Raw genomic sequence first — 15,572 nt, 5'->3', positions numbered from 1 at the left:
CACCGGGAACTCTGCCGGAGATGGCCGAAAACGGCGGAACCCCCGTCACCCTTCCGGGTGCGGGGGCTCCGCCCGGGGACCGCTACGCGGTCGCCGTCAGCGCCTTCTCCAGGAGCGGGGTCACCAGCTCCACCTGCCAGGGGCGCGCCCCGTAGCCCGTCAGGGCGGCGGCGACGCGGTCGGCGTCGGCCGGGGACGGCGGCTCCCAGCAGACCCGGCGCACGGTGTCCGGGGTGATCAGGTTCTCCTGCGGCAGGTTCAGCTCCTCCGCGAGCGCCGAGACCGCCGCGCGCGCCGCCGACAGGCGGGCCGCCGCGACCGGGTCCTTGTCGGCCCAGGCGCGCGGCGGGGGCGGCCCGGCCGGCTGCTGGCCCGGCTGGGGCAGCTCGCTCTCCGGCAGCGCCCTGGCCCGGTCCACCGCCGCCTGCCACTGCTCCAGCTGGCGCCGGCCCATCCGGTGGCCGAAGCCGGTCAGGGCGGTCAGCGCGGCCAGGTTCACCGGCACCGCGAGCGCCGCCTCGACGATCGCCGCGTCGCTCAGCACCTTGCCGGGGGAGACGTCGCGCCGCTGGGCCACCCGGTCGCGGGCCGTCCACAGCTCCCGTACGACCGCCATCTGGCGGCGGCGGCGCACCTTGTGCATCCCGGAGGTCCGGCGCCAGGGGTCCTTGCGCGGCGGGGCGGGCGGGGCGGAGGCGATCGCGTCGAACTCCTGGCGGGCCCACTCCAGCTTCCCCTGCCGGTCGAGCTCCTCCTCCAGGGCGTCCCGCAGGTCGACCAGGAGCTCCACGTCGAGCGCCGCGTAGCGCAGCCAGGGCTCGGGGAGCGGCCGGGTCGACCAGTCCACGGCGGAATGGCCCTTCTCCAGGGCGTAGCCGAGGACGGACTCGACCATCGCGCCGAGGCCGACGCGCGGGAAGCCCGCGAGCCGACCGGCCAGCTCGGTGTCGAAGAGCGAGGTCGGCACCATGCCTATGTCGCGCAGACAGGGCAGGTCCTGGGTGGCGGCGTGCAGGATCCACTCGGATCCGGCGAGGGCCTCGCCGAGTCCGGAGAGGTCGGGGCAGCCCACGGGGTCGATCAGGGCGGTGCCCGCGCCCTCGCGGCGGAGCTGGACGAGGTAGGCGCGCTGGCCGTAGCGGTAGCCGGAGGCGCGCTCGGCGTCCACGGCCACGGGGCCGGTTCCGGCGGCGAAGGCGGCGATCACCCGGGCGAGGGCGTCCTCGGTCTCGACGACGGGCGGAACCCCCTCGCGGGGCGCCAGCAACGGGATCGGAAGCCCATTCGCAGGGACGTCGTCGTCCGGGGGGCCGCCCCCGGTGGTGCGCAGTGCCGCGTCTGCTGCGGTCTCTTGGGCGTCGGTCACCCGTCAAGGGTATCGGTGAACGGCGGGCACCTGTCGACGGAACGTTCCGTCGACAGGTGCCCGCCGGTTGTCCACCGCCCGTCAGTGGATGATCCCCGTCCGCAGGGCCACCGCGACCATTCCGGCGCGGTCGCCGGTGCCCAGCTTGCGGGCGATGCGGGCGAGGTGGCTCTTCACGGTCAGGGCGGACAGGCCCATGGAGACGCCGATCGCCTTGTTCGACTGGCCCTCCGCGACGAGCCGCAGCACCTCGACCTCACGGCCGGAGAGCTCGCGGTAGCCGCCCGGGTGGCTCGGGGCACCCGGGGGGCGGCGGTGGCCCAGACGGGCCGCCGCGGCGCCGATGGGGGCGGCGCCGGGGCGGGTGGGGTGACCGATGTTGGTCCGGGTGCCGGTGACGACGTAGCCCTTCACGCCGCCCGCGAGGGCGTTGCGCACGGCGCCGATGTCGTCGGCGGCCGAGAGGGCGAGGCCGTTGGGCCAGCCCGCGGCGCGGGTCTCGGACAGCAGGGTCAGGCCGCTGCCGTCGGGCAGGTGGACGTCGGCAACGCAGATGTCGCGCGGGTTGCCGACGCGGGGGCGGGCCTCCGCGATGGACGAAGCCTCGATCACGTCGCGTACTCCGAGGGCCCACAGGTGGCGGGTCACGGTGGAACGGACGCGCGGATCGGCCACGACGACCATGGCCGTCGGCTTGTTCGGGCGGTAGGCGACCAGGCTTGCGGGCTGCTCGAGGAGAACGGACACCAGGCCTCCTGGGGGGAAGGTGGGGGACGGAGCCGGCTCGGGGAAGAAGCCGGGAGGGCGAACCCGTGCTGTGAAGGGGTCACTGACTCCTTCGGCAGCAGGGCCGCCCGCCTTTAGGGAAAGATCACGATTTGGTGAGTAACAATTAGGGCAATTCGGACGCTTGATCGATCATCCTACGAGCGGGCCCCGCGACTTCACCCTCCCGGGGGAGCCCGGAGCGCCTTTCCGAACGCCTTGTGCGACACGGTCTTGTGCGACACGGTCTTGTACGACGCACCGCGTACGGCGCGCCCCGGACGACACGTCGTGCGCGACACGTCCCGTACGGCCCTCCGGAGCGCTCCGGGGGGCGTCAGACCTGCTGCGGCCCCCGCCGCTGCGGCAGCGAGACCACGCCCGCCCCCGTGGTCGTCCCCGCCCCCGGCTCGGCCGGCGCCGGCGGGAGCCCCGCGATCTGGCAGAGCAGGTCGCACCAGGCCGCCAGGTGCGCCCCCGTGTCCGGCACCCCGCCCAGGCCCTCGCGCGGCGTCCAGGACGCCCGGATCTCGATCTGGGTCGCCGGCCGCCGGTCCGCGAGCCCGCCGAAGTAGTGCGAGCCCGCCATCGTCACGGTCCCGCTCGCCTCCCCGTACGCGAGCCCCCGCGCCTCCAGGGCCCCGGTCAGCCAGGACCAGCACACCTCCGGCAGCAGCGGGTCCGCCGCCATCTCCGGCTCCAGCTCCGCCCGGACCAGCGTCACCAGGCGGAACGTTCCCTTCCAGGCCTCGTGCCCGTCCGGATCGTGCAGCAGGACGAGCCGCCCGTCCGCCAGGTCGTCCTCGCCGTCGACGACGGCCGCCTCCACCGCGTACGCGTACGGCGCCAGCCGCTGCGGCGGCCTGGTCGGGTCCACCTCGATCTCGGACCGCAGCCGCGCCGAGCGCAAGGCCTCCACCGCCCGTTGGAAAGCCGGTGGCACCGGGTTCGTCTCCGTACTGCCCGCCGTTTCGTCCGTCCCTCGATCGCCGTCGGAATGATCGGAAAAGTGTCCCTGAGCCGCAGCCATGCGGGGAAGAGTAGGCGGAACGGGGCCTCCGCGCAGGGAGGGACACCCGGCCCGGACGAGCGGCTTCCCGCCACATGCGAAGATTCTGGGCGTGAGTGCCAACGACAGCCCGCAGGGCCAGCAGACGAAGCAGCAGTCGCGGACGTACGACTCCGCGTTCCTCAAGGCGTGCCGACGCGAGCCGGTGCCGCACACCCCCGTCTGGTTCATGCGGCAGGCCGGGCGCTCCCTCCCCGAGTACCTGAAGGTCCGCGAGGGCATCCCCATGCTGGAGTCCTGCATGAGGCCCGAGCTGGTCACCGAGATCACGCTGCAGCCGGTGCGCCGCCACGGGGTCGACGCCGCCATCTACTTCAGCGACATCGTCGTCCCCCTCAAGGCCATCGGCATCGACCTCGACATCAAGCCCGGCGTCGGCCCGGTCGTCGCCGAGCCGATCCGCACCCGCGCCGACCTGGCCCGGCTGCGCGACCTGACCCCCGAGGACGTCCACTACGTCACCGAGGCCATCGGGATGCTCACCGGCGAGCTGGGCGACACCCCGCTCATCGGTTTCGCCGGTGCGCCCTTCACCCTCGCGAGCTACCTCGTCGAGGGCGGTCCGTCCCGCAACCACGAGCACACCAAGGCGCTCATGTACGGCGACCCGCAGCTCTGGGCCGACCTCCTCGACCGCCTCGCCGAGATCACCTCGGCCTTCCTCAAGGTCCAGATCGAGGCCGGCGCCTCCGCCGTGCAGCTCTTCGACTCCTGGGTCGGCGCCCTCGCCCCGGCCGACTACCGCCGCTCCGTGATGCCCGCCTCCGTGAAGGTCTTCGACGCGGTCGCCGGCTACGGCGTGCCGCGCATCCACTTCGGCGTCGGCACGGGCGAGCTCCTCGGCCTCATGGGCGAGGCGGGCGCGGACGTCGTCGGCGTCGACTGGCGCGTCCCGCTCGACGAGGCCGCCCGCCGCGTCGGCCCCGGCAAGGCCCTCCAGGGCAACCTCGACCCCGCCGTGCTCTTCTCCACCCGCGAGGCCGTCGAGGCCAAGACGGACGAGGTCCTGGCCGCCGCCGAGGGCCTGGAGGGACACGTCTTCAACCTGGGTCACGGCGTCCTGCCGACCACCGACCCGGACGCGCTGACCCGCCTCGTCGAGTACGTCCACACCCACACGGCCGTCTGACCCCGGGGCAGGCACTCACGCGACGGCGACGGCCGCCGGGACTTCCCCGGCGGCCGTCGCCGGCCCCGCCCTCAGCCCGCCGCGCGGACCGCCGTCACCGCCTCAGCCCGCCGCGCGGACCGCCGCCGTGGCCTTGCGGGCCGCGACGAGCACCGGGTCCCACACCGGCGAGAACGGCGGCGCGTACCCCAGGTCCAGGGCCGTCATCGCCTCCACCGTCATCTTCGCCGTGAGCGCCACCGCCGCCACGTCCACCCGCTTCGCCGCGCCCTCCCGGCCCACGATCTGCGTGCCCAGCAGCCGCCCGGTCCGCCGCTCGGCCAGCATCTTCACCGTCATCGGCGCGGCCCCCGGGTAGTAGCCCGCCCGGCTGGTCGACTCGACCGTCACCGTCACGAACCGCAGCCCCGCCTCCAGGGCCTCCTTCTCCCGCAGGCCGGTCCGCGCGATCTCCAGGTCGCACACCTTCGACACCGCCGTGCCCACCATGCCGGGGAAGGTCGCGTAGTCGCCGCCGACGTTCGACCCGATGACCTGGCCCTGCTTGTTCGCGTGCGTCCCGAGGGCCACGTGCCGCATCCGGCCCGAGACCAGGTCCAGGACCTCCACGCAGTCGCCGCCCGCCCAGACGTTCTCGTGCCCCCGGACCCGCATCGCCAGATCGGTGAGCAGCCCGCCGTACGCCCCGAGCGGCAGCCCCGCCTCCCGGGCGAGGGTGGTCTCCGGCTCCACGCCCGTGCCCAGGACCACCACGTCCGCCGGGTACTCCTCCTCGTCCGTCGCCACCGCCCGGACCTTGCCGCCGGGCCCGGTCAGGACCTTCGTGACCGCCGCCGAGTTGACCGTCCTGATCCCGAGCCCGTCCATCGCCGCGTGCACGAGCCGCCCCATGTCCGGGTCGAGGGTCGCCATCGGCTGCTCGCTCCGGTTGAGGACGGTCACCTCGTACCCCCGGTTGAGGAGCGCCTCGGCCATCTCCACCCCGATGTACCCGGCGCCGACCACCACCGCCCGCCGCCCCTCCGCGCCGGAGAGGGTGTCGATCAGGGCCTGGCCGTCGTCCAGGTTCTGCACGCCGTGCACCCCGGGCGCGTCGATCCCCGGCACCGGCGGGCGCAGCGGTCGCGCCCCCGTCGCGATCACCAGCTTGTCGAAGCCGGTCCACTCCTCCGCGCCGGACTCCAGGTCCCGGGAGCGGACCCGCTGCCGGTCGACGTCGATCTCCGTCACCTCGGTCCGTGTCCGCAGGCCGATGTCACGGGCCCGGTGCTCCTCGGGGGACCGGGCGATCAGCTCGTCGCGCGAGCCGACGTCCCCGCCGACCCAGTACGGGATGCCGCAGGCCGAGTACGAGGAGAAGTGCCCGCGCTCGAAGGCGACGATCTCCAGCTCCCCGGGGGACTTGAGCCTGCGCGCCTGCGACGCGGCGGACATGCCCGCCGCGTCGCCACCGATGACCACCAGTCGTTCGCTCATGGGGACGACGCTACTTCGCGGACGCTACTCCCCGGGGGCCTGCGGGGATTTCGGGACCTGCGGGGTCTGCGGGGACTCCGGGGCCCGCGCGGGCCCCACGGCCGCCCCGGCCGCGTTCCGCTCGACCGCCGGTCCCTCGGGGCGCGGCCCCGGCACCGGCGCGGGACGGCGGGCGGAGAGGCGGGGACGGATCAGCCGGCGCCAGAGGACGAAGGCGACCAGGCCGACCGCGAGCCACGGGGCCAGCGCGGCGAGCACGATCAGGATCCAGGCCACCACGCCGACCAGGGCGTTCCAGCCGCCGGCCAGGGCGTCCAGGAAACCGGGACGGCCCTCCTCGCGCTCCTCGGCCTTCGGCTGCTCCTTGCGCTTCTCGGTGAGCTGGAGGGTGATCGTCGCCAGCGACGTCCGGTCCTTCAGCGACGACTGCTGGGCGAGCAGCGCCTCCAGGTCCGCCTGGCGCCGGCTCAGCTCGGCCTCCAGGGTCACCACGTCGGACAGCTGGTCCGCCCGGTCCATCAGCTCCCGCACCCGCGCCACGCTCGCCCGCTGGGTGGCGATCCGGCTCTGCACGTCCACCACCTGGTCGGTGACGTCCTCGGCGTCGGCCTTGCGGTTCAGCAGCCTTCCGGTGCCCGCCAGTTCGGCGAGGACGGAGTCGTACTTCTCCTGCGGCACCCGCAGCACGATCCGCGAGGCGAGGTACGCGTCGTCGATCCGCTCCGTCGACTCGTTCTCGACCCGACCGCCCGCGTCCAGCGCCGCCGTGCGGGCCGTGACCAGGGCCTTCGCCGCGTCCGCGACCTCCACGGACAGTGTGGCGGTACGGATGACGTGCTGCTGGGCCGGCGCCTTCGCCGTGGCCTTCGCGGAGCCGGAACCGGAACCGGAATCGGCCCCGGATCCGGAGCCCGAGGAGGCCCCCGAAGCCCCTGTGGCCCCCGAGGAGCCGTCCGCCGTGCCCCCGTCCGGTGCCCGCTCGGCGGGCTGCGCCGCCCGCGCGCCCGCCGCCTTGTCACCCGCGTCCGTACTGCCCGCCCCGCAGCCCGTCAGGACCAGTGACGCCGTCAGCAGGACGGCGGCCGTCGTACTCGCTCTCCGCACGGGAACCCCCCAAGGTGGTGATGATCGCTGCCCTTTTGACGTACGACCCCGCGGCGCGGGTTGCCGTCCGGCGGTAGCGATGCGGTCACGGTCCGGCCTCGGAACGGGAGCGGGCGGGCGATTTGAGAGAGTGGTCCCATGAACGCGGACACCACGGGACCCCACGTCGTCGTCGCCGGAGGCGGGATCACCGGCCTCGCGGCCGCCCACCGGCTGGCCCTCGCCGGCCACCGGGTGACCCTCCTCGAAGCGGACGCCCGGCTCGGCGGCAAGCTGCTCGCCGGGGAGATCGCGGGAGCGCCCGTGGACCTCGGCGCCGAGTCGCTGCTCGCCCGCCGCCCCGAGGCGATCGCCCTCGCCCGCGCCGTCGGCCTCGGCGACCGGCTCCGGGCCCCCGCCACCACCACCGCGTCCGTCTGGTCCCGGGGCACCCTCGTGCCCATGCCGAAGGGCCACGTCATGGGCGTCCCCGGCGACGCCCGCGCGGTCGAGGACCTGCTCTCCGAGGAGGGCGTGCGCCGGATCGCCGCCGACCTCGACCTGCCGCCCACCGAGATCGACGACGACATCGCCATCGGCGCGTACGTCGCCGCCCGCATGGGCCACGAGGTCGTCGACCGCCTCGTCGAACCCCTCCTCGGCGGGGTCTACGCCGGGGACGCCCACCGCATCTCCATGAAGGCCGCCGTCCCCGCCCTCTTCGAGGCCGCCCGCGCGCACCCCACGCTCACCGCCGCCGTCCGCGCCGTCCAGCGGGCCGGCGCCGCTGTCCCGGCCGACGCGGCGGGCGCCGCCACCGGCCTCGGCGGCTCCGTCTTCGCCGGCGTCGAGGGCGGCGTCGGCACCCTGCCCGGCGCGGTCGCCGACGCGGTCCGCGCCGCCGGCGGCGAGATCCTCCCGAACGCCCCCGTGACGGCGCTGCGCCGCACCGGGGCCACCGGCTGGCAGGTCGTGAGCGGCGACCGGGTCCTCACCGCCGACGCCGTCGTCCTCGCCACCCCCGCCGGGCCCGCCGCCGCGCTCCTCGCGGAGCACGCGCCCGCCGCCGCGTGCGAGCTCGGCGCGATCGAGTACGCCTCCATGGCGCTGGTCACCCTCGCCTTCCGCCGCTCGGAGATGCCGGACCTGACCGGCTCCGGCTTCCTCGTGCCCCCCGTCGACGGCCACACGATCAAGGCCTCCACCTTCTCCTCGCGGAAGTGGCGCTGGGTCGCCGACGCCGCCCCCGACCTGTTCGTGCTGCGCACCTCCGTGGGCCGCCACGGCGAGGAGGAGCAGATCCACCGCGAGGACGCCGACCTCGTCGCCGCCTCCCTCAAGGACCTCGCCGCCGCCACCGGCCTCGGCGCCCGCCCCGTCGCCGCCACGGTCACCCGCTGGCCCGGCGGCCTGCCCCAGTACCCGATCGGCCACCTCGCCCGGGTCGCCCGGATCCGCGAGGCCGTCGCGGGCCTGCCCGGACTGCGGATCGCGGGCGCCGCGTACGACGGCGTCGGCGTCCCCGCCTGCGTCGCCTCGGCCCACCGCGCGGCCGACGAGATCATCGCCACGTCGGAAACGGCGGCCCCGGGTGCGGGGCACTCCTCGTGACGGGCGAGAATGGGCGTATGAGTGCGCCCGAAAAGATCCCGAACGCCGGTAAGAAGGCGAAGGACCTCAACGAGGTCATCCGCTACACCCTGTGGTCCGTCTTCAAGCTGCGCGACGTCCTGCCCGAGGACCGGAGCGGCTACGCCGACGAGGTCCAGGAGCTGTTCGACCAGCTCGCGGCCAAGGACATCACCGTCCGGGGCACGTACGACCTCTCCGGTCTGCGCGCCGACGCCGACGTGATGATCTGGTGGCACGCCGAGACGAGCGACGAGCTCCAGGAGGCGTACAACCTCTTCCGCCGTACGAGGCTGGGCCGCGCCCTGGAGCCGGTCTGGTCGAACATGGCGCTGCACCGCCCGGCCGAGTTCAACAAGTCGCACATCCCGGCCTTCCTGGCCGACGAGAACCCGCGCGACTACGTCTCGGTCTACCCCTTCGTCCGCTCGTACGACTGGTACCTGCTGCCGGACGAGGACCGTCGCCGGATGCTCGCGGACCACGGCAAGATGGCCCGCGGCTACCCCGACGTCCGGGCCAACACGGTCGCCTCCTTCTCGCTCGGCGACTACGAGTGGCTCCTCGCCTTCGAGGCCGACGAGCTGCACCGCATCGTGGACCTCATGCGCCACCTGCGCGCCTCCGAGGCGCGGATGCACGTCCGCGAGGAGGTCCCGTTCTTCACCGGCCGCCGCAAGGACGTCGCGGACCTGGTGGCGGGCCTGGCCTGACGGCCGTACGAAGACCTGGTGGCGGTCCGGCTCAGGCCGGGCGCGCCATCCCCCGACCCGGAAGATCAGACGGCCGGCGGAAACCATCCGCCCGCCGCTCCAGCGACACCGGGTCCGGCTCCTGGTGCGGCGCGCTTCACGCGCGCCGCACCGGCGTCATTTCCGGGACCTTTCACGGCCCCTTCCCGGGCGGTACGGGCGGTCAGCTGCTGGAGCTGGAGCTGGAGCACGAGCTGGAACTGGAGCTCGAACACGAGCTGGAGCTCGACCCCGAGCACGAGCTGCCGCCGCCTCCGCCGCAGCTCCCGCCGGAGCCCCCTCCCGAGCACGAGCCGGAGGAGCACGAGCCCGACGAGCAGGAACTCCCGCCGCCTCCGCCCCCTCCGCCGCAGGAACCGGAGTCCGCGCACCACACGGTGACCACGCCGAGCGCGTCCGCGCCCGAGGAGGAGCGGTGGTGCCCCGACCCCGACCCCGACCCCGCACGCCCTCCGTACCCTCCGCGCCCGCCGCGTGCGGACCTTCGCGGCCCGTTGATGCGGGCGGCGGCGAGGAGCTGCTCCCGGAGCACCGGGTCCGGCAGCGCCCGCAGCCCGTGCACGGCCACGAGGTGGCCCGCGTCCGCGAGGTGCCCCCGCTCGCGCCCGTACGCGGCGACCGCGCGCCGCCCGGCCGGGGTGATCCGCCCGGCGGCGACCGACGCGCAGACGACGGCCGTGATCCCGACGACGAACAGCGCCGGCACCACCTTGAAGACGAACGGCGCCGAGAACTCCTCGCTCGTGCCGAAGTCGACGATCGAGAGGAGGACGGAGACCGGGAACAGCAGGAACGCCGTGGCGGCGACCGCGGTGCACCAGTGGGTCGTGGTGCGCCGCGTCGCCGGGTCCACGAGGAGGCCGCGCTCCGCGAGCCCGTCGCCGATCTCCTGCACCGCCGGGTGCCGCATCACGGCGAGCCGCAGGTGGTGCAGGGCCCCGTGCGGGGCGGCGGCGTGCTCCTGGAGCACCGCGCGCTCCACCAGGTCGCGCGCGGTGGGGCGGACGACGGCCACGATGCCGGGCCCGCCGACCGCGATCCGGCCGTCCGACTGGAGGGCGGCGAGGGCGCTGTCGACGACCCTGGCGGGACCGCCGTTGAGGAAGGCGGCCTCGTACCGGTCGTGCACCGGCCCGCCGGAGCCGCCGCGGGTCCGGACGAGCCGGGTGACGATCACGGCGACGGCGACGGCGCCCGCGAGGTAGTAGAGGGGTACCAGGACGTCCATGGTCATCTCCGTACGAGCGCGTGGCGGGCGGCGCGGACGAGCCGTGCGGCGGGGCCGGGCGGGCGGTGGCCGGAGCGGTCCTGCCACCACCGGGTGAGCCGGCGGTGCGCGACCGGGTCCTCAGGCCGCCCGGCGATCAGCAGGTGCTCGGCGAAGTCGAGCGCGTCCCGGCGGTAACCGCCGCTCATGGGACGGGACCTGGCGTACGCGAGGAACGTGGGCCGGAACTCCCGGCCCAGGATGTCGGGCAGCTCCGGCGCGACCTTGGCGACCACCCCGGCCCGCTTGGCCGCGAGCGCCCGGCTCTGCACTCCGAGCCGCCGGGTGTCGAACCCCTCGGGCACGGGCGTCCCGGCGACGAGCGCGGAGAGCAGCGAGGCCTGCGCGAGCCCGAGCCGCTGCCGCGCCCCCTCGTCCCGTACGGGCACGGGCACGGGCGCGGGCGCGACGGCCTCCGGCACCGCCGGGGGAGCCTCCGGCACGGGGCCGGGCATCGGCCCGCCGGAGACGCGGGCGCCGGCGCCGATGAGCAGCGCCCGCTCGGCGGGCCGCTTCCCCGCGCCCGCGCTCGTACCCGCTCCCGCTCCCGCGTCGCGGCGGGCGGACGCCGCCCCGGTCACCGTCGCCCGGATCACGGTCAGCTCCTCCGCCAGCTCCTCCGCCGGAGGGAAGTCGTCGTCCCGCTCCAGGAGCACCCCGGGCGGCGCGACCCGGGACGCGAGGTCGGCGAGGACGTCGAGGACCGGGCGCGGCACCGGGTGGGCGTGCGTGTCGTGCCAGACGCCGTCCCGTTCGACGCCGCCCGCCACGTGCACGTACGCGATGGCCTCGGCGGGCAGTTCGGCGAGGGCCCGCGCCGGGTCCTCGCCGCGGTTGACGTGGTTGGTGTGCAGGTTGGCGACGTCGATGAGGAGCCGCACCCCCGTGCGCTCCACCAGCTCCGCGAGGAACCGCCCCTCCGACATCTCCTCGCCCGGCCAGGCGATCAGGGCGGCGATGTTCTCCAGGGCGAGCGGCACGGGCAGCGCGTCCTGCGCGATGCGCACGTTCTCGCAGAGCACGTCGAGGGCGTCCCGGGTGCGGGGCACGGGCAGCAGGTGGCCCGCTTCCAGTGCCGGGGACGCGGTGAGCGCCCCTCCGGCCCGTACGAACGCGATGTGCTCCGTGACCAGCGGCGCCCCCAGCGCCACCGCCTTCTCGCCGAGCGCCGCGAGGCGCCCCGGGTCCGGCCGGTCCGCGCCGCCGAGGCCGAGCGAGACCCCGTGCGGGACGACCGTGACGCCGCGCCGCCGCAGCCTGGTCAGGGAGTCGGGCAGATGGTCGGCGCAGATGTTCTCCGCGACGACCTCCACCCAGTCGACTCCGGCCAGTCCCTCCACCGCCTCCGCGATCTCGGGACGCCAGCCGATGCCGATGCCGAGTTCCGTCATGTCCCCCTCCTTCGGTCCTCAGTTGCCCACGTGATGGCCCACGCGGAAACGTTCGAACCCCGGGAGGGGGACGTTCAGAGCTTCATTTGAGGTTTCGGGGCTCCGGTGGCGTTCTCAGCCGGTCCGGGGGAACGCCGACACCACCGTGGCCGAGCCCGGGGCGATCTCCGTGAAGCCCGCGTCGCGGACGACCGGGAGGCCGCTCGTCGTGAGGGCGGGCCAGTCGGCGGCCGGGGCGGTGCGCACGGCGAGGGGGAAGCCCGCCGCGCGCCAGGCCTCGCGCGCGGCGTCCGGCATGGCCCACCAGAGGAGCTGGGCGCCGTGTCCCGCCTGGGCCATCGACTTCCCGGCCGACATGTCCAGGTCCGGGTTGAACCACAGCACCGCCGCCCCCTCCGGTACGGGGCCGGGGGCGGCCGGGTCGTCGAGGTCGGTGCCCGAGACCTGGAGGCGGGCCAGGTCCTTGGGCCAGCCGTCGAGCGGGACCGGCGGGAAGACCCGCACCTCCGCCTCCGCGCCGGTGACCGTGAGGCCGGGGAGCGCGGACGCCCGTCGCCACTCGGCGCCGCGCGCCCGGCGCACCACCTTGCGGATCCGGGCGTCCTGCCAGTCGGCCACGGCCCGCGCCCACTCGCCCTCGCCGGTGGAACGCCCGTCGGTCAGGATCTCCAGGACGGCCCGCGCCGCGGTCTCCAGGGCGTCGGTGCGGGCCGGGGGCGCGTCGCGCTCGATCCGTACCACCAGGGGGAGGACGAACTGCGGCTTCTCGTCGCGGACATCGGTCTCTTCGCTGCTCACCCGGCAAGTCTGCCACCGCCGCCACGGGCGCCGTGACGAGGGATTCTTGTGGGAATCGTCCCTTCCGCGCCAGGATGCGCCCATGAAGAGCGATCTTTCCGCCGGGGCGCGTCCCGGCTCCCCGGTGACGGTCTCGCGGAAGGGCGCGGCCGGTTGAGGCTGGAGGAGGTCGGGCGCCGGCACGGCCCCCGGGGGCCGTGGGTGCTGCGCGGGGTCGACCTCGACCTGCCCGCCGCCCTGGTCCGGGTCACCGGCGCCAACGGCACCGGGAAGTCCACGCTGCTCCGGCTGCTCGCGGGCATCGACGCGCCCACCGAGGGACGTGTCATCGGACGGCCCGCCCGCACCGCGTACGTCCCCGAGCGCTTCCCCGTCGCGCTGCCGTTCACGGCCCTCGGCTATCTGGTCCACCTCGGCCGCGTGCGGGGCCTCGGCCAGGCGGCCGCCCGGGCCCGGGCGGGGGAGTGGCTGGAGCGCTTCGGGGCCGGCGGGCACGCCCGTACCGGGCTCGCGGAGCTCTCCAAGGGCACGAGCCAGAAGGTGGCCGTCGCCCAGGCGCTGCTCGCCGATCCGGCCCTCCTCGTCCTCGACGAGGCCTGGACCGGGCTCGACGCCGGGGCCCGCGCGGAGCTCGACGCCGTCGTCCGCGCGCGCGTCGCGGCGGGCGCGACGGTCGTCTTCGTCGACCACGACCCGCGCCGGCTGCGGGGCGAGGCGGGCACGGTGTACGGGGTGGAGGCGGGGCGGGTGCGGCCCGCGCGGGAGCCCGCGGCGGAGCCCCCGGAGGCCGCCGTGCGGATCACCGTCTCCGGCGGGGCCGCGCTCCCCGGGCGGCTGCCGGGGGAACCGGCCGTCGCGGCCGGCCCCGGCGGCACCACCGTCCTCACGGTGGGCGCGGCGCACTCCGACGCCCTGCTCGGGGCGCTCCTCGCGGCCTCCTGGCACGTCCACCGGCTCTGCGCGGCGAAGGCCGGCGTCCCCGAAGGAGGCGTACGGGCATGACGGCGCTGCTGCGCTACCAGTCGGGTCTCCTCTTCCGCTCGCAGCGGTGGCTCGCGCCGCTCCTCCTGTACGCGGTGTTCATCGGCGCCGGAGTCCAGGCGGCCGAGCCCGTGCTCGACGCGCTCGGGTTCACCGCCGCCGCCCTGCTGCCGGTGACGGCCTGGACGGTGCGGATCTGCCTCACCCAGGAGCCGCCCGCCGCGCGGAACGTGGTGGCGGCCGCGGCCGGCCGGAACCGCGCGCACCTCGCGGCGCTCCTCGCCGGGACCGCCTGGCCGCTGCTGCCCGGCACGGTCGCCGTCCTGTTCGTGACGCTCGTCAGCGACCGGCGGGGGATTCCCGTCCCCCTCGCGGCGGTCACCGGGCTCCTCGCGGCACTGGCCTGCGCCCTCACGGGCGCCGCCGTGGGCGCGCTGGCCTCCCGCCCCTTCCTGAAGGCCTCCGGCTGGTCCCTCTCGGCGCTGGTCCTCGGCTCGCTGCTCGCCTTCGTGGTCACCGGCTCCCCGGCGAAGCACGCCATGACGGCCCTGACCACCGGGGCCCGCACGGCGACCGCCGACCCGCCCTGGCTCGCCTGCGCGGGCGCCCTGCTCCTCGCGGCGACGGCGGCGCTCCTCGCCTGCCGCGCCACGGCCCGGCTGGAGTGAGCGGACCGCCTCGGGCACGCCCGGGGCGGGCGCGCCGGGAGTACGCTCGGACACATGACCGAGTCCACGCCCGTCTCCGCGCCCGCGTCCGCGTCGTACTGCGCCCCCGAGCCCGGTCCGCAGCACGAACCGGCGGCCGAGGGGCCCTTCGCCGCCTGCGTGCTGTGCCGGGAGCCGACCGAGTACCCGGAGTCGGCGAAGGGCATCACGCTCTGCCCGGTGTGCGAGTGGCAGGAGGCCCAGCGCACGGCCTGCTCGGGCTGAGGCCGCTCAGCCGCGCATCAGGTCGGAGACCTTCACGAAGCGGTAGCCGCGGGCCCGCAGCTCCGGGACGATCCGGCGGATCGCCCGCTCGGTGACGGGCGCGGCGCTGCGCGTGCAGTGCATGACCACGAGCGAACCGGGCTTCACCCCGTCGAGCACCTGCTCGGCGACCGCGTCCGGGTCCTTCGCGAAGGCGTCCCCGCTGACCACGTCCCACTGGACCGCCGTCACCTCGGCGGGGCCGAGGGCGCGCAGGGCCGCGTCGTCGTAGCAGCCGCCGGGGAAGCGGAAGTACGGGACGACGTTGAGGGCCCCGGCGTCCCGGAAGGCGTCGAAGGCGCGCCGCACGTCCGCCGCCATGTCGGGCCCGGCGACGGTGGGCAGGCCGTAGCAGGGGGACGCGAAGGCGTAGTGGCTGTACGAGTGGTTGGCGATCTCGAAGAGCGGGTCGCCGCCGATCGACCTGGCCTGCTCCGGGTACTCCTCCGCCCAGCGGCCCGTCATGAAGACGGTCGCGTCCACCTTCAGGCGGCGCAGGGTCGCGATCAGCTCCGGGTTGTCGAAGCGCTCGCCGCGCGCGGCCCGGGGACCCTGATCGGCCGTCATGTCGGCGTCGAAGGTGAGCGCCACGACCTTCTCGGCGCTCTTCGGCGCGCTCGCGACCCGGCGCGTGTAGACGGGGGTGAGTCCGCCGGGCCCGGGCGCCATGGTGGGCGCGGCGGCGGGCTCGGCGCCCGGCTTGGGGCGGGCGGCGGTCGCGCTCGCGCGCGGGGAGGGGGTGTCGACGGCCGCCGGAGTGCTCGGGGCCTTCGGGGCGGCGCCCTCGCCGCAGCCGACGAGGACGGCGCCCAGCAGGCCGAGAGCCGCCACTTTTCGTACAGGAATATTCACGATCGGAAGTTATCCGATCAAAGTTATGAATGCTTGCGACCCG

At 75.4% G+C, this 15,572-nt stretch carries 15 protein-coding genes; 6 read left to right on the top strand and 9 right to left on the bottom strand.

The annotated features are described in order from the left end of the window. Nucleotides 1-82: 82 nt before the first annotated feature. The 3 genes from ACIQD7_RS04150 to ACIQD7_RS04140 form a co-directional block, all read right to left on the bottom strand. Nucleotides 83-1,366 (bottom strand): HRDC domain-containing protein, encoded by a 1,284-nt coding sequence (locus tag ACIQD7_RS04150; RefSeq protein WP_391058292.1) that lies wholly within the window; start codon nucleotides 1,364-1,366, stop codon nucleotides 83-85. Nucleotides 1,367-1,447: 81 nt separating this feature from the next. Then, nucleotides 1,448-2,113: a response regulator transcription factor gene (locus ACIQD7_RS04145; RefSeq protein WP_015037008.1), complete on the bottom strand. Its 666-nt coding sequence runs from the start codon at nucleotides 2,111-2,113 to the stop codon at nucleotides 1,448-1,450. Nucleotides 2,114-2,468: 355 nt separating this feature from the next. After that, nucleotides 2,469-3,161: a DUF3000 domain-containing protein gene (locus tag ACIQD7_RS04140; protein WP_402439211.1), complete on the bottom strand. Its 693-nt coding sequence runs from the start codon at nucleotides 3,159-3,161 to the stop codon at nucleotides 2,469-2,471. Nucleotides 3,162-3,252: 91 nt separating this feature from the next. Between ACIQD7_RS04140 and hemE the strand changes: the two genes are divergently transcribed. Next, entirely contained in the window at nucleotides 3,253-4,329 is a 1,077-nt protein-coding gene (hemE, locus tag ACIQD7_RS04135; protein ID WP_402439209.1) for a uroporphyrinogen decarboxylase, read from the top strand. A 102-nt stretch (nucleotides 4,330-4,431) separates the two neighbouring features. On the opposite strand, the gene ACIQD7_RS04130 is transcribed toward hemE, so the two are convergent. Both ACIQD7_RS04130 and ACIQD7_RS04125 read right to left on the bottom strand, forming a co-directional pair. Further along, nucleotides 4,432-5,805 carry an FAD-dependent oxidoreductase gene (locus ACIQD7_RS04130; protein WP_402439207.1) on the bottom strand — a complete coding sequence of 458 codons (1,374 nt, stop codon included), beginning with the start codon at nucleotides 5,803-5,805 and terminating at the stop codon, nucleotides 4,432-4,434. 24 nt (nucleotides 5,806-5,829) lie between these two features. Next, nucleotides 5,830-6,909, bottom strand: coding sequence for a DUF4349 domain-containing protein (locus ACIQD7_RS04125; protein WP_402439205.1), 1,080 nt, complete (start codon nucleotides 6,907-6,909; stop codon nucleotides 5,830-5,832). A 138-nt stretch (nucleotides 6,910-7,047) separates the two neighbouring features. On the opposite strand from ACIQD7_RS04125, the gene hemG reads away from it, so the two are divergent. Then, on the top strand, nucleotides 7,048-8,499 hold the full coding sequence (gene hemG / locus ACIQD7_RS04120; protein WP_402439203.1) for a protoporphyrinogen oxidase: 1,452 nt from the start codon (nucleotides 7,048-7,050) through the stop codon (nucleotides 8,497-8,499). Nucleotides 8,500-8,516: 17 nt separating this feature from the next. Continuing rightward, on the top strand, nucleotides 8,517-9,230 hold the full coding sequence (hemQ, locus tag ACIQD7_RS04115) for a hydrogen peroxide-dependent heme synthase (RefSeq protein WP_402439201.1): 714 nt from the start codon (nucleotides 8,517-8,519) through the stop codon (nucleotides 9,228-9,230). Between the two features lie 202 nt (nucleotides 9,231-9,432). Here the strand turns inward: hemQ and ACIQD7_RS04110 are convergent, their stop codons facing one another. The 3 genes from ACIQD7_RS04110 to ACIQD7_RS04100 all read right to left on the bottom strand — a co-directional run bounded on the left by ACIQD7_RS04110 (nucleotide 9,433) and on the right by ACIQD7_RS04100 (nucleotide 12,725). Next, the gene (locus ACIQD7_RS04110) at nucleotides 9,433-10,497 is read right to left on the bottom strand and encodes a TIGR04222 domain-containing membrane protein (RefSeq protein WP_402439199.1); all 1,065 of its coding nucleotides are present in this window, start codon (nucleotides 10,495-10,497) and stop codon (nucleotides 9,433-9,435) included. 2 nt (nucleotides 10,498-10,499) lie between these two features. Further along, nucleotides 10,500-11,927, bottom strand: coding sequence for a DUF692 domain-containing protein (locus ACIQD7_RS04105; RefSeq protein WP_402439197.1), 1,428 nt, complete (start codon nucleotides 11,925-11,927; stop codon nucleotides 10,500-10,502). A 114-nt stretch (nucleotides 11,928-12,041) separates the two neighbouring features. Continuing rightward, nucleotides 12,042-12,725 (bottom strand): peptidyl-tRNA hydrolase, encoded by a 684-nt coding sequence (locus tag ACIQD7_RS04100; protein WP_240450057.1) that lies wholly within the window; start codon nucleotides 12,723-12,725, stop codon nucleotides 12,042-12,044. Nucleotides 12,726-12,878: 153 nt separating this feature from the next. Here ACIQD7_RS04100 and ACIQD7_RS04095 point away from each other — a divergent pair, with 153 nt between their 5' ends. The 3 genes from ACIQD7_RS04095 to ACIQD7_RS04085 are packed head-to-tail and all read left to right on the top strand — an operon-like array spanning nucleotide 12,879 to nucleotide 14,638. Continuing rightward, nucleotides 12,879-13,727, top strand: coding sequence for an ATP-binding cassette domain-containing protein (locus tag ACIQD7_RS04095; protein ID WP_402439194.1), 849 nt, complete (start codon nucleotides 12,879-12,881; stop codon nucleotides 13,725-13,727). Then, nucleotides 13,724-14,374 carry an ABC transporter gene (locus ACIQD7_RS04090; RefSeq protein ID WP_121831281.1) on the top strand — a complete coding sequence of 217 codons (651 nt, stop codon included), beginning with the start codon at nucleotides 13,724-13,726 and terminating at the stop codon, nucleotides 14,372-14,374. Before ACIQD7_RS04095 ends, ACIQD7_RS04090 begins: the two co-directional genes overlap by 4 nt. A gap of 54 nt (nucleotides 14,375-14,428) precedes the next feature. Continuing rightward, entirely contained in the window at nucleotides 14,429-14,638 is a 210-nt protein-coding gene (locus tag ACIQD7_RS04085) for a hypothetical protein (protein WP_351972893.1), read from the top strand. A gap of 6 nt (nucleotides 14,639-14,644) precedes the next feature. On the opposite strand, the gene ACIQD7_RS04080 is transcribed toward ACIQD7_RS04085, so the two are convergent. Further along, nucleotides 14,645-15,508, bottom strand: a complete 864-nt coding sequence (locus tag ACIQD7_RS04080) for a polysaccharide deacetylase family protein (RefSeq protein WP_402439191.1) — start codon at nucleotides 15,506-15,508, stop codon at nucleotides 14,645-14,647. Between the last annotated feature and the right edge of the window lie 64 nt (nucleotides 15,509-15,572).

Source organism: Streptomyces sp. NPDC093071, assembly GCF_044754545.1.
Lineage (GTDB): Bacteria > Actinomycetota > Actinomycetes > Streptomycetales > Streptomycetaceae > Streptomyces.
This window is presented reverse-complemented; position numbering and strand designations above follow the sequence as displayed.

What these genes read in the sequence shown, in the direction of transcription:
- hemG (WP_402439203.1), top strand. Translation starts at nt 7,048, where the DNA reads ATGAACGCGGACACCACGGGACCCCACGTCGTCGTCGCCGGAGGCGGG.
- ACIQD7_RS04110 (WP_402439199.1), bottom strand. Translation starts at nt 10,497, where the DNA reads ATGGACGTCCTGGTACCCCTCTACTACCTCGCGGGCGCCGTCGCCGTC.
- ACIQD7_RS04090 (WP_121831281.1), top strand. Translation starts at nt 13,724, where the DNA reads ATGACGGCGCTGCTGCGCTACCAGTCGGGTCTCCTCTTCCGCTCGCAG.
- ACIQD7_RS04130 (WP_402439207.1), bottom strand. Translation starts at nt 5,805, where the DNA reads ATGAGCGAACGACTGGTGGTCATCGGTGGCGACGCGGCGGGCATGTCC.
- ACIQD7_RS04105 (WP_402439197.1), bottom strand. Translation starts at nt 11,927, where the DNA reads ATGACGGAACTCGGCATCGGCATCGGCTGGCGTCCCGAGATCGCGGAG.
- ACIQD7_RS04085 (WP_351972893.1), top strand. Translation starts at nt 14,429, where the DNA reads ATGACCGAGTCCACGCCCGTCTCCGCGCCCGCGTCCGCGTCGTACTGC.
- ACIQD7_RS04140 (WP_402439211.1), bottom strand. Translation starts at nt 3,161, where the DNA reads ATGGCTGCGGCTCAGGGACACTTTTCCGATCATTCCGACGGCGATCGA.
- hemQ (WP_402439201.1), top strand. Translation starts at nt 8,517, where the DNA reads ATGAGTGCGCCCGAAAAGATCCCGAACGCCGGTAAGAAGGCGAAGGAC.